Genomic DNA, 23,706 nt, shown 5'->3' on the forward strand with positions numbered 1-23,706 from the left:
GCGGTTCACCGCTTCCGCCTCGCGATCCGGTCGGCGAGGCCCTCGCCGACGATGCCGAACGCCACCACGGCGAGCACGATGCACGCGGAGGGCGCGAGGGCGGGCAGCATCGCCCCCTGCTGGACGGCCGACTGGCCTTCGTTGATCATGGCGCCCCAGTCGGCGGTCGGCGGCTGCACGCCGAAGCCGAGGTAGGAGAGCGCCGCCAGGTCCATCAGCGCGTACCCGAAGTTCATCGCGGACTGGGCGAAGACGGTGGGCGCGATGTTGGGCAGCAGGTGGCGCAGGCAGACGTTCCAGCCGGACCAGCCCTGCACCCGGTAGGACTCGATGTACGGGCGGGCCTTCTCCTGGCGCGCGATGCCGCGCACCAGCCGGCCCACGTACGGGGTGTAGGCCACGGCCATCGCGATCACGGGCGCGGTCATCCCCGAGCCGACGACGGAGACGAGCAGGATCGCGAGCAGGAGTCCGGGGATCGCGAAGACCATGTCCATGGAGCGGGACAGCACGGAGTCCGCCCAACCGCCGCGCCAGGCCGCCACCACGCCGAGCAGGGTACCGAGCAGGGTGGAGACGCCGACGACGAGCAGCGGCCCGAGCAGTCCGGTGCGGGCCCCGTACATCAGCCGCGACAGGACGTCCCGCCCGGACTGGTCGGTGCCGAGCAGGTGTTCGCCGGTGGTCCCGGCCAGGCTCGCCGAGAGGTCGAGGGCCTCGGGGTCGTACGGGGCGAGGACGGGGGCGAGCACGGCGATCAGGAGGAGAACGGCGAGCACCGCGACCGAAGCGGTGAAGAGCGGCCCCTGGGCGAAGAGGCGCAGGGGGCGCAGCCCGGGCCTGCGGCGCAGGACGGCGGGCTCCGGAGGTGCGGTGGTGGTCATGAGGAGCCTTCCCCGTGGAGCGACAGCCGGGGGTCGATGAGGGGTGCCAGCAGGTCGACCGCGAGGTTGACCAGGACGAAGGCGCCCACGCTGAGCAGGGTGATCGCCTGCACGACGGCGAAGTCCTTGGCGGTGACCGACTGCACGAGCAGGGAGCCGAGGCCGGGCACGTCGAAGGCGGTCTCGACGATCGAGGTGCTGATGAGGAGTCCGGCGAGCATCGTGCCGCCGACGGTGACGACCGGGCCGAGCGCGTTGCGCAGGACGTGCCGGCGGACCACCGTCCGCCCCGGGACGCCGCGGGCGCGTGCCACCTCCACGTGCTCCCGGCCGAGTTCGTCGAGCATCGCCGAGCGGGTCACCCTGGCGAGCAGGCCCGCGAAAGTGAGCGCCAGGGCGAAGGCCGGCAGGGTCAGGTGGTACAGCCGTTCGGAGAATCCGGCGGGCGCTCCGCCCGGGCCGGGGAACCAGCCCAGGCGCACGGAGAACAGGGATACGAGCGCGATCGCGGTCACGAAGGACGGGGTGGCGGTGGCGACGCCGCTGCCGAGGAGCACCGCCCGGTCCAGCGGTCCGGGCCGCAGCGCGGCGAGGATCCCGGCCGCCACGCCGACGACGGCGACGAGCAGCGCCGCGTACCCGACGAGCAGGGCCGTGCCGGGCAGCCGGGAGCCGATGAGCGCGGAGACGTCCTGGTGGAACTGGGCGGAGCTGCCGAAGTCGCCCCGGAAGACGCCGCCGAGCCACTTCGCGTACTGCACGGCCAGCGGGTCGTCCAGGTGGTACTGGTCGCGCAGGGCGGCCACGGCCCCGGGAGTCGCGGGGCGGCCGTGGAGCAGGAACGACACCGGGTCGCCGGGAGCCAGGTGGACGCTGCCGAAGACCACGACGGAGGTCACGAACAGCACCGCCACCAGGCCGAGGATGCGTCCGATGAGGTAGCGCGTCATTTCGCCGCGGCCCCGATCGTCGCGGCCCACGGGTAGTAGAGCTGGGCGATCCCGGTCGGGGCGCCGGTGACGCGCTTGCCGAGGAAGACCAGGTAGGGCGCCTCGTAGAGGGGGATGATCGGCAGCTCGCGCATCGCGATCTTCTGGAGTTCGGCCGTCAGTTCCGCGCGCTTGCCGGCGTCGGGTTCGGCGTTGGCCCGGTCGAAGGCGGCGTCGTACTCGGCGTTCGACCAGTTGCCGTAGTTCCCGAAGTCGCCGGTGCGCAGGTACTGGTAGAACTCCAGCGGGTCGGGCGTGTTGTCGTACCCGTTGGTGATGACCAGGTCCAGGCCGGCGCGTGCGCTCGGGTCGACGAAGATGCTGCTGTACGCCTCCGGGGGCACGGGCTTCAGCTCGACGTCCAGGCCGATCTCCCGGCCTGCGGCCTGCACGGCGTTGGCGACGACGCTGATCTCGGGGGCGAGCGTGCTGGTGGCCAGGGTGATCTTGCGGCCGGCGGCGCCGGCCTCCTGTATGAGCTTCTTCGCGGCGGCGGTGTCGTAACCGGGCTCGGGCAGGGTGTCGTAGAGCGCGGCGGTCTTCTCCGGGGCCAGCGCCCACGCGCCGCGCGCGGCGGGGGCCTTGGCGGGGACGCCGATGCCGCCGGCCGCGGCCTTGATGATGTTCTTGCGGTCGAGCGCGAGGGAGAGGGCCTTGCGCACCTTCTCGTCGCCGAGGGGCCCGCCGAAGTCGAGCACGGCGAGGTTGGAGGCTGCGGTGTTGGGGCCGAAGAGGATGCTGCCCTTGCCGCCGGAACGCAGCTGTCCGACCGTGGCGGGGGCCACCAGGTATCCGCCGTCGGCGGTGCCGGACAGGAAGGCGTTGGTGCGGGCCGCCACGTCCTCGACGAAGGTGAACTTCACGGCGGCGGTCTTGGGGGCGAGCTGGGGGTCCCAGTACGCGTCGTGCTTCTTCAGGGTGATCTCGGCGCCCTGGGACCAGGTGTCGAGGGCGTACGGACCGGTGCAGTTGACCTTGCCCGCGGGGGTGCCGTAGTCCTTGCCGGCCTTGGCGAGGGTGGCGGCGCTCTCGATGGTGCCGGGGGAGGCGGCCATCAGCTCGTGGAGCAGGACGTCGGGCTTGGTGAGCCGGAGCGTCACCTCCAGCGGACCGGTCTTCTCCACGGCGTCGACGTTCTTGAACGCCGAGCCCCAGGGGGAGCCGGTCGCCGGGTCCATCTGGCGCTGGAGGGAGGCGACCACGTCGTCGGCGGTCATGGTCGTGCCGTCGTGGAACTTCACCCCGGGGCGCAGGGTGTAGACCAGCGTGAGCGGGTCGGGGCGGTCGAACTTCACCGCGAGGCCGGGCTCGATCCTCATGTCGGGCGTGACCCGCATGAGCTGCTCGCACACGTTGGCGAGCACGGTGTTCGGCGGGTAGTCGTACGCCAGGGCGTAGTCGAGCGTGTAGGGCTCGGCGTACAGGGACCAGGTGAAGGAGTCCAGGGGGCCCTGGGCGGGCGGCGAGAGCGGAGCGACCTTGAAGTCCGCGCCGTCGGCGGTCTTGGGCGTGGTGGCGCCGGAACAGGCGCTGGTGGTCGCCGCGAGGGCGGCGGTGCAGAGGAGAAACGCGATGGCTCGGGACATGCGCATGCAGACCCACCCCTTTACGGGTGTAGTGACGGGCGCTGGGGGATGGAGCGAGTATTGATGCGGGAACGTTCCCGCACAAGGCTGTGCGGGAACGGTTTTGCAAAGGTCACGAGGGTGGCAGCATCAGTCGCATGACCGAAGCCTCACCGCATGGCGGACAGCCCTCGCCGCCCCTCCCGCGCGTCCGCCTCGTCGACGTGGCCCGCGAGGCGGGCCTCTCCAAGACGACCGTCTCGGCGGCACTGAACGGCACCGGGAGGCTCTCTCCCGAGGTTCGGGAGAAGGCCCGCGAGACCGCGCGCAGAATGGGCTACCGGCCCAACGCCGCCGCGCGCCGGCTGCGCGCGGGACGGGCCAGATTGATCGGATACGTGGTCGGTGAGTTCGCGGACGCCCCCTGGACCTTCCTGGAGTCGCCGTACTTCGCCCGGTTGACCGCGGCCACCGCGGCGACGTCGCTGCGACGCGGCTACGCCGTGGTGCTGCTGCCCGCCGGGTCCCTGCAGAGCGAGTGGGCCGACCTCTCGCTCGACGCGGTGATCGTTGCCGACCCCGTCGCCGACGACCCGATCGTCGAGGACCTCCTCGCCGCCCGCATCCCCGTGTTCAGCGACCGCTCCGTCGAGGGGCGGCCCGGGGCGTACTGGGTGGACGTGGACGCCGGCGCCGCCGTGCGCGAGGCCCTCGACCACGTCCGCGAGCAGGGCGCCCGCCGACCCGTCCTCCTGGTACCGGACAGCACCACCCGCTTCCACACCGAGGTGTTCGCCGCACACCGCGAGTGGTGCGCGGCGCACGGCCTGCCGGAGCTGGTCGTACGTGTCGCGGCGCCGGGCAACGGACCCGTCATCCGCGCCGTCGAGACCGCCCTCGCGGGCGATCCGGCGGGCGATCCGGCGGGGGACTCGGCTGGCGATCCGGCCGGTGACCGGGCACGACCCGACGCCCTGCTCGTCGTGGCCGAGGCGAGTCCGCCCCTCGTCCTGGACGCGGCGCGCCGGCTCGGCTACGACGTCCCCGGCGACCTGCTCCTCGTCTGCGTGAGCGAGGACATCACCGCCGAGCACACCGAGCCGCCCGTGACCACCCTGAGCCTGCGGCCCGAGGCGATCGCGGAGGCGGGCATCGAGAACCTGGTGGCGGTCCTGGAGCACGGGGACCGCGAGACGGCGGGGGTGCTCGTCCCGACCCGGCTCGACGTACGGGCGTCATCGGTGCGGTCCGCTCAGCCCGAGTGGACGAGCCGGCCGCCGACGTAGGTCCGCTCCACCCTCGCCGCCGCGATCTCCTCCGGGGGCGCCGTGAGGATGTCGCGGTCCAGGACGACCAGGTCGGCGAGGTTGCCGGCCCGCAGGCTGCCCGCGTCGTCGTGGCCGTTCACGTGGGCGGCGCCGGCGGTGTAGGCGGCCAGCGCGGTCGGCAGGTCCAGCCGCTGCTCGGGATAGAAGATCCGGTCGTGGTCGGCTTCGGGATCCCGGCGGTTCACGGCCACGTGGAGGCCCGCCAGCGGATCGGGGCTGCTCACCGGCCAGTCGCTGCCCGCGACGAGGGTCGCGCCCGCGCGCACCAGGTCGCCGAACGGGTACTGCCAGGCGGCCCGCTCCGGACCCAGGAACGGGATGGTCAGGTCATCCATCTGGGGTTCGTGGGCCGCCCACAGGGGCTGGATGTTGGCCAGGGCGCCGAGCGCGGCGAAGCGGGTGAGGTCCTCGGGGTGGACGACCTGGAGATGGGCGAGGTGGTGGCGGTTGCCGCGGTGTCCGTTGGCCGCCACCGCCGACTCGATCGCGTCGAGGGCCTCGCGCACGGCCCGGTCGCCCAGGGCGTGGAAGTGCACCTGGAAGCCGAGCGCGTCGAGCTCCGTCACGTATCCGCGCAGTGCCCCCGGCTCGACGAAGCTCAGGCCGCTGTTGGCGGTGGCGCAGCCGCAGCCGTCCAGGTAGGGGGAGGTCATGGCGGCGGTGAAGTTCTCCGCGACGCCGTCCTGCATGATCTTCACCGAGGTCGCGCGGAACCGTCCGGCCCGCAGCTTCTCGCGCCGGGCCACGAGTTCGGGTATCTGCTCGGCGCCCCGTGCCCGGTCCCACCACAGCGCCCCGGTCACCCGGGCCGTGAGCGAGCCGTCCCCCGCCGCGGTCACGTACGCGTCCGAGGGGTCGGGCCGGCCGTCGAGCTCACCGAGCATCGCGTCCTGCCAGCCCGTGATGCCGAGGGAGTGGAGCAGCTTCTGGGCCCGCAGCAGCCCGGCGAGGAGTTCCGCCGGCGTGCTGGTCGGCAGCAGCCGGCCGACCAGCGAGGTGGCGCCCTCCTGGAGCATGCCGCTGGGGGTACCGTCCGGCTCGCGCTCGATCCGGCCGTCGGCGGGGTCGGGGGTGGCGGCGGTGACCCCGGCGAGTTCCAGTGCCCGGGTGTTGGCCCAGGCGCCGTGGTGGTCGCGGTTGGACAGCAGGACCGGGCGGTCCGGGACGACGGAGTCGAGCAGCTGCCGGGTCGGCAGTCCGCCCTCGAAGCTCTCCATCGACCAGCCGCCACCCGTGATCCACTCGCGGTCGGGGTGCGCGTCGGCGTAGGCGCGGATCCGGGCCAGGTAGTCGTCCACGCCGATGGTCTCGGTCAGATCGCACTCGGCCAGTTCCATCCCGGCGAAGACCGGGTGCATGTGGGCGTCCTGGAAGCCGGGGAGCAGCAGCTTCCCCGTCAGGTCGACCACCTCGGTACCGGGCCCCACGAGCTCGCGCACCTCGTCGTGGCCGACGGCCGCGATCCTGTCGCCGATGACGGCGAGCGAGGTCGCCCGGGTGCGGGCCGGATCCGCCGTGAAGACGGGGCCGCGGGTGAAGACCAGATCGGCCTTGGCCATTCGAAAGCTCCAGAGCGTGAGGCGACGGGGGATGGGCGCCATGGAAGCGGTAAGCCCGTTTACACGTCAATGGTGTTGACGTAAGGTCCCGGCCATGTCCGAACGTGTCATCCCCGAGGGCGGGCGCCAGCGCCGCAGGCCCACCAAGCAGGGCGCCGTCCTCTCGGAGCAGCTCATCGTCGAGACGGCGCTGCGGCTGGTCGCCCAGCACGGCGCCGAAGCGCTCTCCGTGCGGAGGCTGGGCGCCGCACTCGGCGCCGACCCGAGCGCGCTCTACCGCTACTTCCACAACACCGACGCCCTCCTGCTCGCCCTCGCGGACGAACTGATCGGCAGGGCGCAGGAGGGCTGGCGGGCGACCGGGGACTGGCGGGAGGACCTGCGCTCGATGGGCCTGCGGATCCACGCCTGCTACCTGTCCCACCCGCAAGCGGCCGTCCTCGGCGCGTACCGCACGACGGGACGCCTCCACGAGACCCGGGCCGTCGAGCGGATCCTCGGCATCCTGCGCTCGGCGGGCTTCCCGGACCCCTTCGCCGTGCGCGCCTACCACGCGTTCGTCGATCAGGCCCTGGCCTTCGCCGCCCAGGACGCCGCCGCGCTCGCGCTGCCGAAGGCCGCCCGGGAGGCGGACGAGGCCGTCTGGAACTCGGTCTACGGCAGACTGTCGGCCGACACCCACCCGAACATCGCCGCGGCCTTCCCGCTGCTCGCCGCCGACATGCGCGACAGCGGCTACCCCTTCGCCCTGGAGCTGATGCTCAGCGCGATGGCGGCGCTCCGCCCGGCGGCGGCCGCCCAGGACTGAGCCGCCCGACTGAGCCGCCCGACTGAGCAGCCCGCACCCCGCGGGCGCGCCGGGTCAGGACAGGGCCCGCCAGGCCTCGTTCAGTGCCGTCCGCAACGCGTCGGTCTCCTCGGGGCTCATGCCGGCGGTCATGCGCTCCTCGATGCGGCGGGCCGGCCCGGCGTACTCGGCGAGCAGTCGCCGCCCGGGGTCGGCGAGGAGGATGAGGCGTTCGCGGCGGTTGGCCGGATTGGGCTCGCGGCGGATCAGGCCGCGGCCCTCCAGTGCGCGGACCATGTCGGCCATCGACTGAGCGGTGACGAAGGAGTCGCGGGCGAGCTGCGCCGCGGAGATGCCGTCGTGCCGCTCCAGCACCGTCAGGGCGGTGTACTGCAGCGCCGTGACCCCGGCGGGCTTGAGCAGCTCCTCCAGGCGGGCGCGCACCACCAGTTCCGTTCTCTTGACCAGGTAGAGCAGTGACGTGCTCACGTTCGTCCTCCCGTCGTGACGGCCCGCAGGGGGCGGCCGTCCCACCCTAGGGCATTGACAGGAATCCTGCTGATTGCCCAGACTGCGTTCATCAGGATTCCTGTCGATCCCGGCTCGGCCGGCGCTCTCGGCAATTCCCCTCCTGGCAATCTCCCTCCCTCACTTTCGAGAGGCACCTCTCATGGATCTTCAGGGCAAGGTCGCCGTCGTCACCGGCAGCGGACGCGGCCTCGGACTCGCATACGCCCAGGCCCTCGCCTCCGCGGGCGCCTCCGTCGTCGTCAACGACATGGACGAGGACGCGGTGGCCGCCGCCGTCGCCTCGATCACCTCCCAGGGAGGCCGGGCGGCCGGCGTCGCCGCGGCCGTGGGCGACAGCGAGGCCGCCCAGCGGCTCGTGGACACGGCGGTGGCGGAGTTCGGGCGCCTGGACGTGCTCGTCACCAACGCCGGCATCCTGCGCGACCGCGTGCTGTGGAAGATGACCGACGAGGACTTCGACGACGTCGTACGGGTCCACCTGCGCGGCACGTTCACCTGCGCCCGCGCCGCCGCCGTCCGCATGCGCGAGCAGGGCACCGGCGGTCGGCTCGTGCTGATCTCCTCGCCCGCCGGACAGCGCGGCAACTTCGGCCAGACCAACTACGCCGCCGCCAAGGCCGGCATCGTCGCCATGGCCCGCACCTGGGCCATGGAGCTGGGCCGCGCCGGCATCACCGTCAACGCCGTCGTGCCCGTCGCCGCCACCGAGATGACCAGGACCATCCCGGCGTTCGCCCCGGTCATCGAGGAGTCCGAGCGCACCGGCGCACCGCTGCCCGACTGGCTGCGCAAGGACGAGGGCCTCGGCACCGTCGAGGACGTCGCCGGCCTGATCACCTTCCTGGCCTCGGACGCCTCCGACGGAGTCACCGGGCAGGCCATCGGCATCGGCGGCGACCGCCTCGCCCTGTGGGCCCACCCGAAGGAGAAGACGGTCGCCTTCGCCGACGGGGGCTGGAGCGGCGACGCGATCGCCGCCGCGTGGCCGGACGGCGTCGGCGCCGAGCCCGAGACCTACGGAATCCCCGCGCCCCAGGCCCCGGAGGCGTGAGATGGCCGACCGCCGCCACGAGCTCGCCCTCGACCTCGACGCGCTGACCGCCATCGACGTGCACACCCACGCCGAGGTCTCCAAGGACGGCCACGGGGCGCTGAGCCCCGAGCTGTTCGGCGCCTCCGAGGCCTACTTCAAGGCCCACGGCCACCGGCAGCCCACCATCGACGAGATGGCCGCGCACTACCGCGAACGCCGCATGGCGGCCGTCGTCTTCACCGTCGACGCCGAACACGCCACCGGCCACCCGCGGATCTCCAACGAGGAGATCGCCGAGAGCTGCGCCGCCCACGCCGACGCCCTGATCCCGTTCGCCAGCGTCGACCCGCACAAGGGCCGCGCGGGGGTCCGCGAGGCCCGGCGCCTGGTAGAGGAGTACGGGGTGCGCGGGTTCAAGTTCCACCCCAGCATCCAGGCCTTCTCCCCGGACGACCGCCTCGCCTACCCGCTGTACGAAGCCATCGAGGAACTCGGCGTACCGGCCCTCTTCCACACCGGCCAGACCGGGATCGGCGCCGGCGTCCCGGGCGGCGGCGGCATCCGGCTGAAGTACTCGAACCCGATGGCGGTCGACGACGTCGCCGTCGACTTCCCCGAGCTGCGGATCGTCCTCGCGCACCCGTCCTTCCCCTGGCAGGACGAGGCGCTCGCGGTCGCCACCCACAAGCCGCACGTCTACATCGACCTGTCCGGCTGGTCGCCGAAGTACTTCCCGCCGCAGCTCGTGCGCTACGCCAACACCCTGCTCAAGGACAAGGTCCTCTTCGGCTCCGACTACCCGGTCATCACCCCCGACCGGTGGCTCGCCGACTTCGCCGCACTCGACATCAAGCCCGAGGTCCGGCCGAAGATCCTCAAGGAGAACGCCGCCCGCCTGCTCGGCCTGTCCACCGACTGAAGGAAACGCTCGTGCTGAACCAAGGCATCGGCTCCTGGCCGGCGCGCCGGGCCCGCAAGACGCCCGACCGGACCGCCGTCGTCCACGGGGAGCACACCCTGACCTACGGGGAACTCCACCGGCGCGTGCTGCGGCTGGCCCACGGCCTGCGCGCCCTGGGCGTGGCGAGCGGCGACCGGATCGCCTACCTGGGCCCCAACCACCCCGCCTTCCTGGAGACGCTGTTCGCCGCCGGGGCGCTCGGCGCGGTCTTCGTCCCGCTCAACACCCGCCTGGCCGCCCCGGAGTTGGCGTACAACCTCTCCGACTCGGGCAGCGTCGTCCTCGTCCACGCCCCCGGGCAGGCCGAGGCCGCACGCGCCGCCGCCGACGAGGCCGGGGTGCGCCTCCGGATCGCACTCGAAGGGCCGGGCGGACCGGGCGACGGCGCCCTCGCGTACGAGGAGCTGGCGGCCGGCGCCACGGACGGGACCCCGTCCGAAACCATGGACGTGGCCGTGCGCCCCGAGGACCCGTGCATGATCATGTACACCTCCGGGACCACGGGCCGTCCCAAGGGAGCGGTCCTCTCCCACGGCAACATCGTCTGGAACAGCGTCAACGTCCTCGTCGACACCGACCTCACCGCCGACGAGGTCACCCTGGTCGTGGCCCCGCTGTTCCACACCGGCGCCCTGAACATGACCTGCCTGCCCACCCTCCTCAAGGGCGGCCGGGTGGTCCTGCTCTCCGCCTTCGACGCCGACCTGGTCCTCGACACCGTCGAGCGCCTGCGCGTCACGTACCTGTTCGGCGTCCCCACGATGTACGACGCCATGGCCGCCCGGCCGCGCTGGGCGAGCACCGACCTCTCCAGCCTGCGCACCCTCAACTGCGGCGGCGCACCGGTCCCGGCCCGCACCATCGCCGCGTACACCGACCGCGGCCTCGCCTTCAGCCAGGGCTACGGCATGACCGAGGCGGCCCCCGGCGTCCTCTTCCTCGACCGGGAGCAGACAGCCGTCAAGGCCGGCTCCGCGGGCGTCCCGCACTTCTTCACCGACACCCGCATCGTCCGGCCCGACGGCACCGACACCGCACCCGGCGAACGCGGCGAGATCCTCGTCCAGGGCCCCCACGTCATGACCGGCTACTGGAACCGGCCCGAGGACACCGCCGCCGCCTTCACCGACGGCGACTGGCTGCGCACCGGCGACATCGCCCGCACCGACGCCGACGGCTACGCCTACATCGTCGACCGGGTCAAGGACATGTACGTCTCCGGCGGCGAGAACGTCTACCCGGCCGAGGTCGAGGACGCGCTCCTCGACCACCCCGACGTCGCCGAATGCGCGGTCGTCGGCATCCCCGACCCGGTCTGGGGCGAGGTCGGCCGCGCCGTCGTCGTCCTCAGGCCCGGGGCCCGCGCCGGCGAGGAAGACATCCTCGGCCACCTCGCGGGCAGGCTCGCCAAGTACAAGATCCCGAAGTCGGTCGTCCTCGCGCACGGCCTGCCCCGTACGGCCTCCGGAAAGATCCTCAAGTCCGCCGTACGCGACACCTTCGCCACCCCTCCCGCCGAACGCCCCTAGGGGGTGTCTGGCGGACGCCGCGACGCCGCGGACATCCGTCAGACACCCCCTAGGGCGCGCTCCGTGCTGCCCGCCCCATCGAAAGGCTTCCTCATGCCCATCGCCATCGCCGACGGACTCGACGCCCTCACCTCCCTCAGCGGAGCCGACCTCGGCCGCACCGAGTGGCTGGAGATCACCCAGGACCGGGTGAACACCTTCGCCGACGCCACCGACGACCACCAGTGGATCCACACCGACCCGCAGAAGGCCGCGGACGGGCCCTTCGGCGGCCCCATCGCCCACGGCTACCTCACCCTCTCGCTGATCATCCCGCTCTTCGGCGAGCTGCTCGGCATCACCGGCACCCGGATGAGCGTCAACTACGGCCTGGACAAGGTCCGATTCCCCAGCCCGGTCCGCGTCGGCGCCAGGATCCGGCTCCACGGCGCCGTCGGCACGGTGGAGGAGGTCAAGGGCAACGGCGTGCAGATGCCGATCACCTTCACCGTCGAGGTCGAGGGCAGCGAAAGGCCGGCCTGCGTCGCCGAGGCCGTCTACCGCCACTACGCCTGACCAGCGCCGGGGCCGTGAGGCACGAACGCGGGCGGGGCCACGACGGCCCCGCCCGCGTTCGTGCTGCTTTCAGCCCCTGAGCTGCTTCTCCAGGGCCGCCAGCGTCCGGTAGCAGGGCAGGACCTGGGCGATGGAGGAGTTCGGCTCGCGGCCCTCGCGGATGGCGGCGACGAACTCGCGGTCCTGCAGCTCGATGCCGTCCATCGACACGTCGACCCCGCTGACGTCGATCGGCTCGTCCTTGCCGGTGACGAGGTCGTCGTAGCGGGCGATGTACGTGCCCGTGTCGCCGATGTAGCGGAAGAACGTGCCGAGCGGGCCGTCGTTGTTGAACGAGAGCGACAGGGTGCAGATGGCGCCGTTCGCCGCGCGCAGCTGGACCGACATGTCCATCGCGATGCCCAGCTCGGGGTGGATCGGGCCCTGGACGGCGTTGGCCTGCACGATCGGCGAGCCGGTCTGGTAGGCGAACAGATCGACGGTGTGCGCCGCGTGGTGCCACAGGAGGTGGTCGGTCCACGAGCGCGGCGCGCCCAGCGCGTTGAGGTTCGTGCGGCGGAAGAAGTACGTCTGCACGTCCATCTGCTGGATGTTGAACGCGCCGGCCCGGATCTGCCGACGCACCCACTGATGGCTCGGGTTGAACCGCCGGGTGTGCCCCACCATGGCCACCAGCCCGGTGCGCTCCTGCGCCTCCAGGCAGGCCTCGGCGTCGGCGAGGGAGGAGGCCAGGGGGATCTCGACCTGGACGTGCTTGCCCGCGTCGAGGCAGGCCAGCGTCTGAGCGGCGTGCATCGGGGTGGGGGTGGCGAGGACGACGGCGTCTACGTCGTCCATCGCCAGCACCTCGTCGAGGGACGCCACGGCGCGGCCGACCCCCTGCTCCGCGGCGAACTTCTGGGCGCTTTCGAGAGTGCTGCTCACCACGGCGGACACCTCGACGCCCTCGATCCGCTTGAGTGCGGCGGCGTGCTTGGCGCCGAAGGCACCGCCGCCGGCCAGGGCGACCCGGAGGGTTCGGTCGTAGGTCATGTCAGTTGGCTCCTTCGGCGGGCTCCTGGGCCCGGGGGTGGTTTTCGAGGATCAGGTGGCCGACGGCGGTGTTGGACGCCGGCACGTGGTAGAAGCGGTGTTTGACCTCGACCCGTCCGGACCCGTCGACGTCGCCCATCGCCCCGCGGGCGATCAGCCACATGACCAGCTCGATGCCTTCCGAGCCGGCCTCCTCGACGTACTCCAGGTGCGGCACCTGCGACAGTCCGACCGGATCCTCGACCAGCCGGTCGAGGAAGGCCTGGTCCCACTCCCGGTTGATGAGCCCGGCGCGCGGACCCTGCAACTGGTGGCTCATGCCACCGGTGCCCCACACCTGGACCTTGAGCGGCCTGTCGTACGACTCGACCGCCCTCCGCAGTGCGCGGCCGAGGTCGAAGCAGCGGGCGCCCGAGGGCACCGGGTACTGCACCACGTTGACGTGGAACGGGATCACCTTGCACGGCCACTTCTCGACGTTGCCGAACATCAGCGACAGCGGGACGGTCAGGCCGTGGTCGACGGTCATCTCGTTGGCGAGGGTGAGGTCGAAGTCGTCCCTGATCAGCGAGTGCGCGATGTGCGCGGCCAGGTCGGGATCGCCCTCGATGCCGGGGACCGGACGGGGGCCGTACCCCTCGTCGGCGGTGGCATAGGCCGCGCCGGTGCCGAGCACGAACGTCGGGATCAAGGACAGGTCGAACGCGGACGCGTGGTCGTTGTAGACCAGGAAGACCACGTCCGGGAGGTTCTCCTGCTCCCAGTCCCTGGAGAACTCGTACCCCTCGAAGACCGGCCTCCAATAGGGCTCCCCGGTCTTGCCGTGGTCCATCGCCGCGCCGATCGCCGGCACGTGCGAGGTGAAGACCGCGCCGGTGATCACGGCGTGTTCGGCCGGGGGCGCCGGATCGGCGTGCGCCGCCTCCAGGACCGCGTGGTCGATGCGGTTGCCCTCGACGGAGCGGCCGCCGCCGACCATCATCGCCCGGTACTCCTCCTCGGTCATACCGGTCATCGAGCCGGCCATCTGCTGGAACGAGAACCCCAGCGTCGCACCCCACTTGGCGAGGAAGTAGATGTTGCCGCCCTCGTCCATCGCGGCGTTGAGGTCACGGTCGAGCAGCGCCCGCTTCTGCTCCTCGCGCAGCGGCCACGCGTCCAGGTAGGCACGCTCGTCGGCGAGGTAGCGCTCGCGGTTCTCCGCCGTCATCAGCGACATGCAGAACTGGTTGAGGTGGTAGCCCCTGGCGGACTGCTCGGCGTCGAAGACGGTGGTCCCCGGCACCAGTTTGTAGGTCTTGTCCAGTGACAAGGTCGGGCTCCGATCGTGAGACGGGTCAACTGGTGGGACGGGTCAGCCGGATTCCGGCCAGTACAGGCGCATCGGGTTGTCGACCAGGAGCCGCTGCCGCAGCTCCGGCGTCGGTGCGATGCTCGGGATGAAGTCGACGAGCAGACCGTCGTCGGGCATGTGGGCGGTGAGGTTGGGGTGCGGCCAGTCCGTGCCCCACAGCACCCGGTCGGGGAACTCCTCGACCACGCGGCGGGCGAACGGGACCACGTCGCGGTACGCCGACCGCTCGCCGCCCCGGGCCGGCGGGCCGCTCACGGACAGCCGCTCCGGGCAGGTCACCTTGCACCAGATGTCCGGCCTGGCCCGCATGAAGTCCAGGAAGGCCCCGAAATCCGGGCCGTACGGGTCCTTGGCGACATCGGGCCGGCCCATGTGGTCGACGACCAGCGCGACCGGTATCGACAGCAGGAACTCGCGCAGGCCGGCGAGGTCGGCCGCCTCGAAGTAGACGACGACGTGCCACCCGTACGGGGCGATCCGCTCGGCCACGTCCAGCAGGTCCTGCGGCGGCGCCGCGTCGACGAGCCGCTTGACGAAGTTGAACCGCACACCGCGCACCCCGGCCTCGTGCAGCTCCCGCAGCTCGGCGTCCGAGACGCCCGGCCGTACCGTCGCCACGCCCCGGGCCAGACCCCCCGAGGCCCGCAGGGCATCGATCATGGCGCTGTTGTCGGCGCCGTGGCAGGTCGCCTGGACCACGACGCTGCGGGTGAAGCCCAAGCGGTCGCGCAGGTCGAAGAGCTGGTCCTTGGAGGCGTCGCACGGGGTGTACTTCCGTTCGGGCGCGAACGGGAACACGGCTCCCGGGCCGAACACGTGGCAGTGCGCGTCGACGGCCCCCTCGGGCATGCGCAACCGCGGCCGGCTCGGCTCGGCGTACCAGTCCAGCCAGCCGGGAGTCTTCTCGTAGCTCGTCGTCATCATCAGTCCTCGTAGCGCAGGCCGAGCCCGGCCAGGGGGCCGCGCATGCCGTACAGGTCCAGGCCGAGCTCGCCCGCGCGGAAGCGCACCCGCTTGCCCTCCTCGGCCGCCTCGCGCCGGGCAGCCGCCGCGGCGACCTCGCCGGCCCGCTCGCGCGGCACCACCACGACGCCGTCGCGGTCCGCCACGACGACATCGCCCGGCCTGACCAGGGCGTTGGCGCAGACCACCGGTATGTTGACCGAACCGAGGGTGGCCTTGACCGTGCCCTTGGCGTTGACCGCCCGGGCGAAGACCGGGAAGTCCATCTCCTCCAGCTCGGCCACGTCGCGTACGCCTCCGTCGATGACCAGGCCCCGGCCGCCACGGGCGCGAAACGAGGTGGCGAGCAGTTCGCCGAAGAAGCCGTCCTCGCTCTCCGTCGTGCAGGCCGCGACCACCACGTCGCCCTCCTCGATCTGCTCGGCGGCGACGTGCAGCATCCAGTTGTCTCCCGGCTGCAGCAGTACGGTCACCGCCGTGCCGCACATCCGGGCCCGGGTGTAGGCAGGGCGCAGGTACGGGCGCATCAGCCCCACCCGGCCCATCGCCTCGTGGACGGTCGCGACCCCGAACGCCGACAGTGCGGCGACGTCCTTCGGGTCGGCGCGGGTGATCTCGGTGTGGACGACACCGAGCCGGGTGTGTTCCATGTGTCCTTCTCCTGCGTCAGTGGCCGGCGGCGGTGGACCGGGCGGCGAGTCGGGCGGCGAGTCGTGGGTGGACGCGCAGGGCGTTGCCGCTGTAGACGGCCGCCCGTTCCTGGTCGGTGAGGTTCGCGGTGGCCTCGACGTACCGCTTCGTGTCGTCGAAGTGGTGGCCGGTGTGCGGGTCGATGTCGCGGACGGCGCCGATCATCTCGCTGGCGAACAGCACGGACCGGCTGGGGACGACCTGGGTGAGCAGGTCGATGCCGGGCTGGTGGTACACGCAGGTGTCGAAGAAGACGTTGTCCAGCAGCGTTTCGGGGTCCGGCCGCCCCAGGGCCATCGCCAGACCGCGGAACCGTCCCCAGTGGTAGGGCACCGCGCCGCCGCCGTGGGGGATCACGAACCGCAGCGACGGGAAGTCGGCGAACAGATCGCCCTGGACCAGCTGCATGAACGCCGTGGTGTCCGCGTTCAGGTAGTGGGCACCGGTCGTGTGGAAGGCCGGGTTGCACGAGGTGCTGACGTGGATCATCGCGGGGATGTCGTACTCGACCATGGCCTCGTAGAGCGGGTACCAGCTGCGGTCCGTCAGCGGCGGCGCGGTCCAACTGCCGCCCGACGGGTCGGGGTTGAGGTTGACCGTCACCGCGCCGAGTTCCTCGACCGCGCGGCGCAGCTCGGGCAGGCAGGTGGCCGGGTCGACGCCCGGCGACTGCGGCAGCATGGCGCCCATCGCGAAGCGGTCGGGGTAGAGCCCGCTGACGCGGTGGACCAGGTCGTTGCAGATCCGTGCCCACGTCGCCGAGACCCGGAAGTCGCCGATGTGGTGGGCCATGAAGCTGGCCCGCGGGGAGAAGATGGTGAGGTCGCTGCCCCGCTCGTCCATGAGGCGCAGCTGGTTGCCCTCGATGGCCTCGCGGAGGTCGTCGTCGGTGATGACGAGGTCGTCGGGATCGGGCGCGTCCGCGGGGGAGCCGACCGCCGCGACCTGCCGCTCGCGCCACCGGGCCAGCTGGGGCGGCGCCGTGGTGAAGTGACCGTGACAGTCGATGATCATGGGTTGTCTCCTGGGGTCGTCGGGGTCAGTCCCGGCAGCCGACGGGCCAGCCCGTGTACTGCTCGGCGAAGTAGGTGCGGCCGGAGAGCGTGCCGGCCACGTTGTCGAGTTCGCCGAGTTGGCGCCGCAGGTCGAACGGGGTGGCGCCGGGCGGGGTGTGCAGCAGCCGGGTCATCCAGTGGGAGAAGTTCTGTGCCCGCCAGATCCGTTGCAGCGCGCGCGGCTGGTACTCCTCCAGCGCGGCCTCGCCCGCGCTGCCGAGCGCCCGCAGGAGGACGTCGGCCAGGACCTTCACGTCGTGCAGTGCGAGGTTGAGTCCGCGGGCTCCGGTCGGCGGCACGGTGTGCGCGGCGTCCCCGGCGAGCACCATCGAGCCCCAGCGCATCGGCTCCTGCACGAACGAGCGGAACCGCAGCACCGTCTTCTCCAGGATCGGGCCCTCCTTGAGGCGGAAGCCGTCCTCGCCGGCCACCCGGGCCTGGAGCGTCTCCCAGACGCGGTCGTCCGGCCAGGCGTCGACGGGCTCGTCGGGGGAGCACTGGAAGTACATCCGCTGTACGGTCGCGGTCCGTTGGCTGATCAGCGCGAAGCCGTGCTCGGAATGGGCGTAGACCAGCTCGGGTGCGCTCGGCGGCGCCTCGGCCATGATGCCGAACCATGCGAAGGGGTACTCCTTGCCGTACCGCGCCCGCCGGTCCTCGGGGACCAGGTTGCGGCACATGCTGCGGGACCCGTCCGCGCCGACCACGTACCGTGCGCGGATCTCGTGCCGGGATCCGTCGGCCGCGGTGTACCGGACCCGCGGAGCGGTGGTGGTGATGTCGAGGACTTCGGTGTCCGCGACCCCGAAGTGGACCGTGCCGCCGTCGCGGTCCCGCGCGTCGGCCAGGTCGACGAACACGTCGGTCTGCGGGTAGAGCCACACCGACTCGCCGACCAGCGCCTTGAAGTGGATCCGGTGCGCCCGGCCGCCGAACCGAAGCCCGGTGCCTTCGTGTTCGTGGCCGTCGCGCAGGATCCGGTCGCTGACGCCGGTCTCGACCAGGTCGCGGGCGGCGTCGGCCTCCAGGATGCCGGCCCGCTGCGTCGTCGCGATCTCGTGCCGGGTGCGGGTGTCGACCACGATCGTGTCGACTCCGGCCCGCCCCAGCCGGTGGGCGAGCATCAGGCCGGCCGGGCCGGCGCCGATGACTGCGACGGGAACCGAGGCAACTGTGTCGACGACGGCGTCGGCCATGGCATCTCCTGGGCAGTTGTGAACGTTCCGAACACGTCGAACGTTGACACCCGGGGCCGCGGCCGGTCTCCGGCGTTTCCGTCAGGCGGAAGCCCGCTCGGAGATCAGGCAGTGGGGCGGGTACGCCGGCCCAGCTCGTCGGAGATCCCGTACGCGGCCCTCAGCAGCGGTTCGCGCAGCCCGCGGGCGCGGCTCGCCCCGCTTGCCGTGATCACGATCCCCAGAGCGGCGCTCACAGCCCCGTTCCGGCCGATCCGTACGGGCGCGGACACCGCGACGGTGCTCTCCGAGAGCTGCCGGTCGCTGACGAAGACCTGTTCGCGACGGATCCGGTCCAGCTGCCTGCGCAGGGTCCTCGGGTCGGTGACGGTGTGCGGGGTCCAGGCCCGAAGCGGAGACTGGAGGACCTCCTCCTGGATGTCCGCCGGCGCGTGGGCCAGCAGCACCCGCCCCATCCCGGTGGAGCCGATCGGGAACCGGGCTCCCACCATCGTCACCAGCTCCACCGACCGGTGCCCGGCGATCCGCTCGACGAACACCAGCTCCGTGCCCTCGCGCACCGCGAGCTGGATGTTCTCGTGGGTCGCCTCGTAGAGGTCCTGCATGAAAGGCAGCGCCACATCACGCAGGATCTGGGTGCGCGGGCATCCCGAGGCGATCTCCCAGAGCCTCAACCCGACGTGCCACGACCCGTCCTCGCCGCGCTCCAGCGCTCCCCACCCGGCCAGTTCGGCGACCACCCGGTGCGCCGTGCTCAGGGCCAGGCCGGTGCGCTGGGCGATCTCCGACAGGGTCTGCGACGGGTGCTCGCGGTCGAAGGCCGCGAGGACTTCGAGGACTTTTCCAGCCGCTGTGCTCCGGGTTGCGCTCACGCGGTCAGTTTCGCAGACCCGCGTTGAGCGGCCCCGCCGAGCGCCGTACCATCTGCCGCACACCAAGGAGGCGACGTGAACAGAGTGATCTCCGGGCTGTCCTCGATGGCGACACGGCCGCTGCTGGCCGAGCTGTCCGAGCGGATCGGACTCGTGCGCGGGCTTCCCGTGCGTTTCGAGTCCGCCGGCGGGGTCGAGATCGCCCGGCGGGTGCGCGAGGGCGCGAAGGCCGATCTGCTCGTGCTCGCCGACGGAGCGCTCACCGCGCTGGAGGAGGAGGGCCACCTCCTGGCAGGCACGGCCCGACCGCTGTGGACCTCGCAGGTCGTGGCCGCCGTACCGGCGGGATCACCGGTTCCGGTGCTCGATTCGGAATCCGACCTGCGGGCCGTTCTGCGGTCCGCGAAGAAGATCGCCTACTCCACCGGTCCCAGCGGGACGGGCCTGGTCGAGCTGATCGGCCGGCTGGGCCTTGCCGACGCGCTCGCCGGCCGGCTCGTCCAGGCACCGCCGGGCGTACCGGCCGGCAGCCTGCTCTCCTCCGGCCTGGCCGACGTGGCATTCCAGCAGCACAGCGAGCTGATGGACCTGCCGGGAGTCGTCATCGCCGGACCGCTGCCGGGTGACACCGCCATCAGCTCGACCTTCAGCGGGGGCGTACTGGCCTCGGCCCGCGAGCCGGAGCTCGCCCTTGAGGTCCTCGGCCTCTTCGGCTCCGCTACGGGGTCCGGGGCCGCCCGCGCCAGGGGCATGCGGGCCGCGGGGGCCGTCCGGGGCGCATGACGGCGCGGCATGGCACGGCATGCAGGGCGGGTCGCCGTCAGGCTCCCGTCACGGGCCGCCGGGCGGCTCGTAGCGGTAGCCGGTGGAGTCGACGGACTCGGTGTCCAGCATCTGATCCACCGTCACCGGGGGCTGCGCGGAGAAGTCCGGCAGGAAGGGCTTGATCTGAGCGTCGAGAATCACGTCGTACCCGGTGGCGCTGCTCACCCACGGCCACATCACGTCGCCCAGCCGGTGCCCGAGCGGCGCCGGCTTGCCGTCGAACGGCGACAACTGGCCGGCCGGCGGGTAGTGGTCGGAGGGCTTCGAACCGACCACCGCGGCCAGCCGGTTGGCCTGCCAGTTGGCCCAGATCCGGTCGACGTTGGAGTGGTGCAGCCAGAACACCGGATCGTTCGGGGAGAACGCCTGGGACATGTGGCCGCCGATGAAGTTGTGGCCCGTGTTGTGGGTGGCGGGGAGGGCCCCGATGCCCTGTTCCAGGACCAGCCAGAAGAACCAGAAGGGGTGCGCCCCCGGCTGGAGCACCACCAGCTGTTCCAGCTGCGTGATCGCCGCCTGGGGTGGCGGCCAGCTCACCTGCACGCTGCCACGGGACAGTGACGTGCCGAAGCCTTCCGTCAGCAGCGGATGGATCGGGAACCCGGTCGCGTTGACGGGCCACCAGGCCGGCCGCTCGGCCGCCGGCACCTTGCGCCGCAGCACGCTGTCGGTCAGCGCCGCGGGCGCGCCGGTGCGCAGCGAGCCGAGGAAGTCCCGGTGGAACAGCTTGCCGACGGCTCCGACGTGGTCCGCCCAGTCCCAGTACGGAACGGTGACGCCGGGCACCTCGGCCTGCAGGGCCTTCTCGAACTCGCGCAGGTACTTGCGGTGCCAGGCGCAGAACCCGATGTTCCAGTGCCCGAAGTTGACGGTCTCGCCGGACGGCAGCCCCGGGGCGAGCACCGCCATCACGGCGCTGTGCAGGGATACGAACCGGTCGTAGACGCTCACGCCGGGCGGAGCGCCGGGTGCCTGGCGCTGCTTCAGCAGGATGAGCGCCTTCAGGAACCGGTCGCGCTCCTGGGTGGTGAGGCGGATCGCGTTCTTACGGATGTCCATGGCCGGTACCTCCATGGTCGTGCTCGTGCGGGGTATCGCCCGGGCCGTGGTCGCCGTGGTCGCCGTGGTCGCCGTGGTCCCCGTGGTCCCCGTGGTCCCCGTGGTCATTGCCGTTCCCCGGGCCGCCCGGGCCGTGCTGGTGTTCCAGGTGCCCGGTGGCCGGTACGGGGTGCAGGCCGACGGCGAACGCGCGGTCCGGGTCGTCGGACAGCAGCCGGTGCAGCAGCGCGCGCAGCGTCTCGCCGGTACGGGTCCGCACGACCAGTTCGCTCTGGTACATGGAGGCCGGCCCGAGCCCGATCTTCAGGACGGCGCCGGCACGGTTGCTGACCACCGTGATCGGCGCCTCCTCCAGGCCGATCAGGCCGCAGCGGATGGTGCCCTCCAGCGCGGCGGCGAGCTCACCCAGGCGCTGGGCGGTGCAGCCCTCGAACGGGGTGAGGGTCGTGACCAGGTCCAGGCGCTCGAAGAGCATGCCAGGCCCGGTGACGGTGATGCGGAATTCCGGGGTGTCGACGAGCAGGTCGATGAAGGTCGGTCCGCCCTTGAAGAGGACGGCGCAGGCCGTGGTCGGGGAAACGGAGGTCATGGGCATCCATGTGACCATCACACCGGTGCGAAGCCGTGCGTGGCGCGCACTCCCCACCCCGAACGGCCCACCGCCGTGCCCCCGCCCAAGGGGCAGGGGCACGGCCTTCGGGCCTTCGGGTCAGGAGGACTGGTCCGTCAGGATCGCCGGGTCCGACAGGCCGGCCGCGCCCGTCTCCACCTTGCCCGCGAAGCGGCGGCGGAAGTCCGGGGCACCGGACGCGGTGACCGTCACGTCGTACCAGCGGCGCGTGTTCTTCAGGGGCACGCTGTACGTGACCGTGGCGCCCGGGGCGACCGTGAGGCGCTTCGGCCCGCCGGCGTAGGAGTTGGTGACCGTGAGGGTGGCGGTCGACCCGCCGGCGTTGGTGAGGGTGAGGTCCAGGTTCCCGGTGGCGGCGTTGTGGCGGGCGGTGGCCTCGGGGCCGGGGGTGGTGCCCGGGTTGCGGAAGGCGCGCAGGAAGCCGTTGGGGCCGTGCACGGTCAGGTCGGTGACCCCGGCCGAGTACCGGGTGTTCCAGGTGTCCGCGATCGACTTGCCAGCCTCGGTGGTGTACGTCCAGGGCGCGTCGGTGCGGTTGCCGGAGGTGACGTAGAACTGCGCGCCCAGGGCCTGGCCGCCGCTGAACGTCAGCCGGAACTTGCCCTCGGCGGTGAGCGCCGCGCCGTCCACGTACGGGGCGTACTTCAGAGCACGCGTGGGACGCAGGCCCTTCTCCTGGCGCGGCATGGAGCCCACGGCCGGGGCGGGGGCCCTGAAGTCGGGGTGGCGCTCCCGGTCCTGCGGCTCCCAGGCGCCCGTGTCGGGCAGGTCGACCGCGCTGGTGTCCTTGCGGGCGAAGTCGAAGGCGGAGGTCAGGTCGCCGCAGACGGCGCGCCGCCACGGCGAGATGTTGGGCTCCTCCACACCGAAGCGCTGCTCCATGAAGCGGATCACGGAGGTGTGGTCGAAGGTCTCGGAGCAGGAGTAGCCGCCGGTGCTCCAGGGAGAGACCACGAGCATGGGCACGCGCGGGCCCAGGCCGTACGGCCCGGCGACGTACCCGGCCGCGCCGGGGAAGACGTCCAGGGCGGTGGGCGTGGTCGACAGGCCCTGCGCGGCGCTCGCGGGGGCGTACGGCGGAACGAGGTGGTCGAAGAAGCCGTCGTTCTCGTCGTAGGTGATGAACAGTGCGGTACGGGCCCACACGTCGGGGTTGGAGGTGAGGGCGTCCAGCACCTGCGAGATGTACCAGGCGCCGTAGTTGGAGGGCCAGTTGGAGTGTTCGCTGAACGCCTCGGGCGACGCGATCCAGGAGACCTTCGGCAGGGTGCCGGCGGCCACGTCGGCGCGCAGCTTGTCGAAGTAGCCTTCGCCGGCCTTGGCGTCGGTGCCGGTGCGGGCCTTTTCGTAGAGCGGGTCGCCGGGCTGGGCGCCGCGGTAGTTGTTGAAGTAGAGGAGGGAGTTGTCGCCGTAGTTCCCGCGGTAGGCGTCGTTGATCCAGCCCCAGGAGCCGGCGGCGTCGAGGCCGTCGCCGATGTCCTGGTAGACCTTCCAGGAGATCCCGGCCGCCTCCAGCCGCTCTGGGTAGGTGGTCCAGCCGTACCCCGCCTCGGCGTTGTTGAGGACCGGGCCCCCGCCCTTGCCGTCGTTGCCGGTGTGACCCGACCAGAGGTAGTAGCGGTTCGGGTCGGTGGAGCCTATGAACGAGCAGTGGTACGCGTCGCAGATCGTGAAGGCGTCGGCGAGGGCGTAGTGGAAGGGGATGTCGTCGCGCGTCAGGTAGGCCATGGTGGTGGGCGTCTTGGCGGGCACCCAGTTGTCGTACTTGCCCTTGTTGAAGGCGCTCTGGCCGCCGGCCCAGTCGTGGTTGAGGCCCTGGAGGAACTCCATGCCGAGGTCCTCGGACGGCGGTCGGAAGGGCAGCGTCTCCTTGGCGCCGTCGGACTGGTGCCAGACGGACTTGCCGCTGGGCAGGGTCACCGGGCGCGGGTCGCCGAAGCCGCGGACGCCGCGCAGCGCGCCGAAGTAGTGGTCGAAGGACCGGTTCTCCTGCATGAGGACAACGATGTGCTCGACGTCGGCGATGGTGCCGGTGCTGCCCTGCGCGGGGATGGCGGCGGCGCGCGCGATGCTCTCGTTGAGCATCGTCAGGGCGGCGGCGCCGCCGGCGAGCTGCAGGAAGCGGCGGCGGTTGAGTTCTGCCATGTGGGGATCGACCTCTGGGGGTTGAGGGGTGGTTGAGCGCCCTCAGCAGAGCGCGCCCGGGGTACCGGAGAGGGAGCCTCGCGTGACCCGGGCGGGTAGGCCAGATGAACGTCAGCCGGATTTCGAGGGAGTTCGGCCACCGCAGGGGGCGGACTGTTGCCCG

22 protein-coding genes are annotated in these 23,706 nt (G+C 72.0%); 7 read left to right on the forward strand and 15 right to left on the reverse strand.

All coding sequences use genetic code 11. The annotated features are described in order from the left end of the window. Positions 1 to 5: 5 nt before the first annotated feature. Genes ACZ7GJ_RS02650 through ACZ7GJ_RS02660 form a run of 3 tightly spaced genes read right to left on the reverse strand, consistent with a single transcriptional unit; the run spans position 6 to position 3,465 of the window. The gene (locus ACZ7GJ_RS02650) at positions 6 to 884 is read right to left on the reverse strand and encodes an ABC transporter permease (protein ID WP_470748649.1); all 879 of its coding nucleotides are present in this window, start codon (positions 882 to 884) and stop codon (positions 6 to 8) included. Then, entirely contained in the window at positions 881 to 1,834 is a 954-nt protein-coding gene (locus tag ACZ7GJ_RS02655) for an ABC transporter permease (protein WP_470748650.1), read from the reverse strand. Before ACZ7GJ_RS02655 ends, ACZ7GJ_RS02650 begins: the two co-directional genes overlap by 4 nt. Then, the gene (locus ACZ7GJ_RS02660) at positions 1,831 to 3,465 is read right to left on the reverse strand and encodes an ABC transporter substrate-binding protein (protein WP_470748652.1); all 1,635 of its coding nucleotides are present in this window, start codon (positions 3,463 to 3,465) and stop codon (positions 1,831 to 1,833) included. Before ACZ7GJ_RS02660 ends, ACZ7GJ_RS02655 begins: the two co-directional genes overlap by 4 nt. A 131-nt stretch (positions 3,466 to 3,596) precedes the next feature. On the opposite strand from ACZ7GJ_RS02660, the gene ACZ7GJ_RS02665 reads away from it, so the two are divergent. After that, positions 3,597 to 4,724, forward strand: a complete 1,128-nt coding sequence (locus tag ACZ7GJ_RS02665; RefSeq protein ID WP_470748653.1) for a LacI family DNA-binding transcriptional regulator — start codon at positions 3,597 to 3,599, stop codon at positions 4,722 to 4,724. Here the strand turns inward: ACZ7GJ_RS02665 and ACZ7GJ_RS02670 are convergent. After that, positions 4,691 to 6,325, reverse strand: a complete 1,635-nt coding sequence (locus tag ACZ7GJ_RS02670; protein ID WP_470748655.1) for an amidohydrolase — start codon at positions 6,323 to 6,325, stop codon at positions 4,691 to 4,693. The genes ACZ7GJ_RS02665 and ACZ7GJ_RS02670 overlap by 34 nt on opposite strands. A gap of 94 nt (positions 6,326 to 6,419) precedes the next feature. Between ACZ7GJ_RS02670 and ACZ7GJ_RS02675 the strand changes: the two genes are divergently transcribed. Continuing rightward, the gene (locus ACZ7GJ_RS02675; protein ID WP_470748657.1) at positions 6,420 to 7,133 is read left to right on the forward strand and encodes a TetR/AcrR family transcriptional regulator; all 714 of its coding nucleotides are present in this window, start codon (positions 6,420 to 6,422) and stop codon (positions 7,131 to 7,133) included. Between the two features lie 54 nt (positions 7,134 to 7,187). Here ACZ7GJ_RS02675 and ACZ7GJ_RS02680 read toward each other — a convergent pair whose 3' ends face one another. After that, entirely contained in the window at positions 7,188 to 7,601 is a 414-nt protein-coding gene (locus tag ACZ7GJ_RS02680; protein WP_470748659.1) for a MarR family winged helix-turn-helix transcriptional regulator, read from the reverse strand. A gap of 181 nt (positions 7,602 to 7,782) precedes the next feature. On the opposite strand from ACZ7GJ_RS02680, the gene ACZ7GJ_RS02685 reads away from it, so the two are divergent. From ACZ7GJ_RS02685 to ACZ7GJ_RS02700, 4 genes are all read left to right on the forward strand, one after another. After that, on the forward strand, positions 7,783 to 8,694 hold the full coding sequence (locus ACZ7GJ_RS02685) for an SDR family NAD(P)-dependent oxidoreductase (RefSeq protein WP_470748661.1): 912 nt from the start codon (positions 7,783 to 7,785) through the stop codon (positions 8,692 to 8,694). Between the two features lies 1 nt (position 8,695). Continuing rightward, positions 8,696 to 9,595 (forward strand): amidohydrolase family protein, encoded by a 900-nt coding sequence (locus ACZ7GJ_RS02690; RefSeq protein WP_470748663.1) that lies wholly within the window; start codon positions 8,696 to 8,698, stop codon positions 9,593 to 9,595. An 11-nt stretch (positions 9,596 to 9,606) separates the two neighbouring features. Further along, the gene (locus ACZ7GJ_RS02695; RefSeq protein ID WP_470748665.1) at positions 9,607 to 11,166 is read left to right on the forward strand and encodes an acyl-CoA synthetase; all 1,560 of its coding nucleotides are present in this window, start codon (positions 9,607 to 9,609) and stop codon (positions 11,164 to 11,166) included. 93 nt (positions 11,167 to 11,259) lie between these two features. After that, positions 11,260 to 11,721 carry a MaoC family dehydratase gene (locus ACZ7GJ_RS02700; protein WP_470748667.1) on the forward strand — a complete coding sequence of 154 codons (462 nt, stop codon included), beginning with the start codon at positions 11,260 to 11,262 and terminating at the stop codon, positions 11,719 to 11,721. Positions 11,722 to 11,790: 69 nt separating this feature from the next. On the opposite strand, the gene ACZ7GJ_RS02705 is transcribed toward ACZ7GJ_RS02700, so the two are convergent. The 7 genes from ACZ7GJ_RS02705 to ACZ7GJ_RS02735 form a co-directional block, all read right to left on the reverse strand. Next, entirely contained in the window at positions 11,791 to 12,753 is a 963-nt protein-coding gene (locus tag ACZ7GJ_RS02705; RefSeq protein ID WP_470748669.1) for a Gfo/Idh/MocA family oxidoreductase, read from the reverse strand. 1 nt (position 12,754) lies between these two features. Beyond that, positions 12,755 to 14,065 carry a protocatechuate 4,5-dioxygenase subunit alpha gene (gene ligA / locus ACZ7GJ_RS02710; RefSeq protein ID WP_470748671.1) on the reverse strand — a complete coding sequence of 437 codons (1,311 nt, stop codon included), beginning with the start codon at positions 14,063 to 14,065 and terminating at the stop codon, positions 12,755 to 12,757. A 42-nt stretch (positions 14,066 to 14,107) separates the two neighbouring features. Beyond that, positions 14,108 to 15,028, reverse strand: coding sequence for an amidohydrolase family protein (locus ACZ7GJ_RS02715; RefSeq protein ID WP_470748751.1), 921 nt, complete (start codon positions 15,026 to 15,028; stop codon positions 14,108 to 14,110). A gap of 2 nt (positions 15,029 to 15,030) precedes the next feature. Next, positions 15,031 to 15,720: a 4-carboxy-4-hydroxy-2-oxoadipate aldolase/oxaloacetate decarboxylase gene (gene ligK / locus ACZ7GJ_RS02720; protein ID WP_470748673.1), complete on the reverse strand. Its 690-nt coding sequence runs from the start codon at positions 15,718 to 15,720 to the stop codon at positions 15,031 to 15,033. 16 nt (positions 15,721 to 15,736) lie between these two features. Next, the gene (locus ACZ7GJ_RS02725) at positions 15,737 to 16,774 is read right to left on the reverse strand and encodes an amidohydrolase family protein (RefSeq protein ID WP_470748675.1); all 1,038 of its coding nucleotides are present in this window, start codon (positions 16,772 to 16,774) and stop codon (positions 15,737 to 15,739) included. A gap of 25 nt (positions 16,775 to 16,799) precedes the next feature. Next, positions 16,800 to 18,011, reverse strand: a complete 1,212-nt coding sequence (locus tag ACZ7GJ_RS02730) for a 4-hydroxybenzoate 3-monooxygenase (RefSeq protein WP_470748677.1) — start codon at positions 18,009 to 18,011, stop codon at positions 16,800 to 16,802. Between the two features lie 104 nt (positions 18,012 to 18,115). Continuing rightward, entirely contained in the window at positions 18,116 to 18,883 is a 768-nt protein-coding gene (locus ACZ7GJ_RS02735; RefSeq protein ID WP_470748678.1) for an IclR family transcriptional regulator, read from the reverse strand. A 75-nt stretch (positions 18,884 to 18,958) separates the two neighbouring features. Between ACZ7GJ_RS02735 and ACZ7GJ_RS02740 the strand changes: the two genes are divergently transcribed. Then, a complete protein-coding gene (locus ACZ7GJ_RS02740; RefSeq protein WP_470748680.1) occupies positions 18,959 to 19,666 on the forward strand; it encodes a substrate-binding domain-containing protein in 708 nt (235 codons plus the stop codon). A gap of 48 nt (positions 19,667 to 19,714) precedes the next feature. On the opposite strand, the gene ACZ7GJ_RS02745 is transcribed toward ACZ7GJ_RS02740, so the two are convergent. The 3 genes from ACZ7GJ_RS02745 to ACZ7GJ_RS02755 all read right to left on the reverse strand — a co-directional run bounded on the left by ACZ7GJ_RS02745 (position 19,715) and on the right by ACZ7GJ_RS02755 (position 23,543). After that, a complete protein-coding gene (locus tag ACZ7GJ_RS02745) occupies positions 19,715 to 20,767 on the reverse strand; it encodes a tyrosinase family protein (RefSeq protein WP_470748682.1) in 1,053 nt (350 codons plus the stop codon). After that, positions 20,754 to 21,356, reverse strand: coding sequence for a hypothetical protein (locus tag ACZ7GJ_RS02750; protein WP_470748684.1), 603 nt, complete (start codon positions 21,354 to 21,356; stop codon positions 20,754 to 20,756). Before ACZ7GJ_RS02750 ends, ACZ7GJ_RS02745 begins: the two co-directional genes overlap by 14 nt. Positions 21,357 to 21,476: 120 nt before the next feature. Continuing rightward, positions 21,477 to 23,543 (reverse strand): phosphocholine-specific phospholipase C, encoded by a 2,067-nt coding sequence (locus ACZ7GJ_RS02755; protein ID WP_470748686.1) that lies wholly within the window; start codon positions 23,541 to 23,543, stop codon positions 21,477 to 21,479. Positions 23,544 to 23,706: the final 163 nt, after the last annotated feature.

The sequence above is a fragment of the Streptomyces sp. NPDC037242 genome (assembly GCF_055604165.1).

Bases quoted from the DNA above. Each gene is read 5' to 3' on its own strand.
- ACZ7GJ_RS02650 (WP_470748649.1), bottom strand. From the start codon at position 884: ATGACCACCACCGCACCTCCGGAGCCCGCCGTCCTGCGCCGCAGGCCC.
- ACZ7GJ_RS02655 (WP_470748650.1), bottom strand. From the start codon at position 1,834: ATGACGCGCTACCTCATCGGACGCATCCTCGGCCTGGTGGCGGTGCTG.
- ACZ7GJ_RS02660 (WP_470748652.1), bottom strand. From the start codon at position 3,465: ATGCGCATGTCCCGAGCCATCGCGTTTCTCCTCTGCACCGCCGCCCTC.
- ACZ7GJ_RS02665 (WP_470748653.1), top strand. From the start codon at position 3,597: ATGACCGAAGCCTCACCGCATGGCGGACAGCCCTCGCCGCCCCTCCCG.
- ACZ7GJ_RS02670 (WP_470748655.1), bottom strand. From the start codon at position 6,325: ATGGCCAAGGCCGATCTGGTCTTCACCCGCGGCCCCGTCTTCACGGCG.
- ACZ7GJ_RS02675 (WP_470748657.1), top strand. From the start codon at position 6,420: ATGTCCGAACGTGTCATCCCCGAGGGCGGGCGCCAGCGCCGCAGGCCC.
- ACZ7GJ_RS02685 (WP_470748661.1), top strand. From the start codon at position 7,783: ATGGATCTTCAGGGCAAGGTCGCCGTCGTCACCGGCAGCGGACGCGGC.
- ACZ7GJ_RS02690 (WP_470748663.1), top strand. From the start codon at position 8,696: ATGGCCGACCGCCGCCACGAGCTCGCCCTCGACCTCGACGCGCTGACC.
- ACZ7GJ_RS02700 (WP_470748667.1), top strand. From the start codon at position 11,260: ATGCCCATCGCCATCGCCGACGGACTCGACGCCCTCACCTCCCTCAGC.
- ACZ7GJ_RS02705 (WP_470748669.1), bottom strand. From the start codon at position 12,753: ATGACCTACGACCGAACCCTCCGGGTCGCCCTGGCCGGCGGCGGTGCC.
- ACZ7GJ_RS02715 (WP_470748751.1), bottom strand. From the start codon at position 15,028: ATGACGACGAGCTACGAGAAGACTCCCGGCTGGCTGGACTGGTACGCC.
- ligK (WP_470748673.1), bottom strand. From the start codon at position 15,720: ATGGAACACACCCGGCTCGGTGTCGTCCACACCGAGATCACCCGCGCC.
- ACZ7GJ_RS02725 (WP_470748675.1), bottom strand. From the start codon at position 16,774: ATGATCATCGACTGTCACGGTCACTTCACCACGGCGCCGCCCCAGCTG.
- ACZ7GJ_RS02730 (WP_470748677.1), bottom strand. From the start codon at position 18,011: ATGGCCGACGCCGTCGTCGACACAGTTGCCTCGGTTCCCGTCGCAGTC.
- ACZ7GJ_RS02745 (WP_470748682.1), bottom strand. From the start codon at position 20,767: ATGGACATCCGTAAGAACGCGATCCGCCTCACCACCCAGGAGCGCGAC.
- ACZ7GJ_RS02750 (WP_470748684.1), bottom strand. From the start codon at position 21,356: ATGACCTCCGTTTCCCCGACCACGGCCTGCGCCGTCCTCTTCAAGGGC.
- ACZ7GJ_RS02755 (WP_470748686.1), bottom strand. From the start codon at position 23,543: ATGGCAGAACTCAACCGCCGCCGCTTCCTGCAGCTCGCCGGCGGCGCC.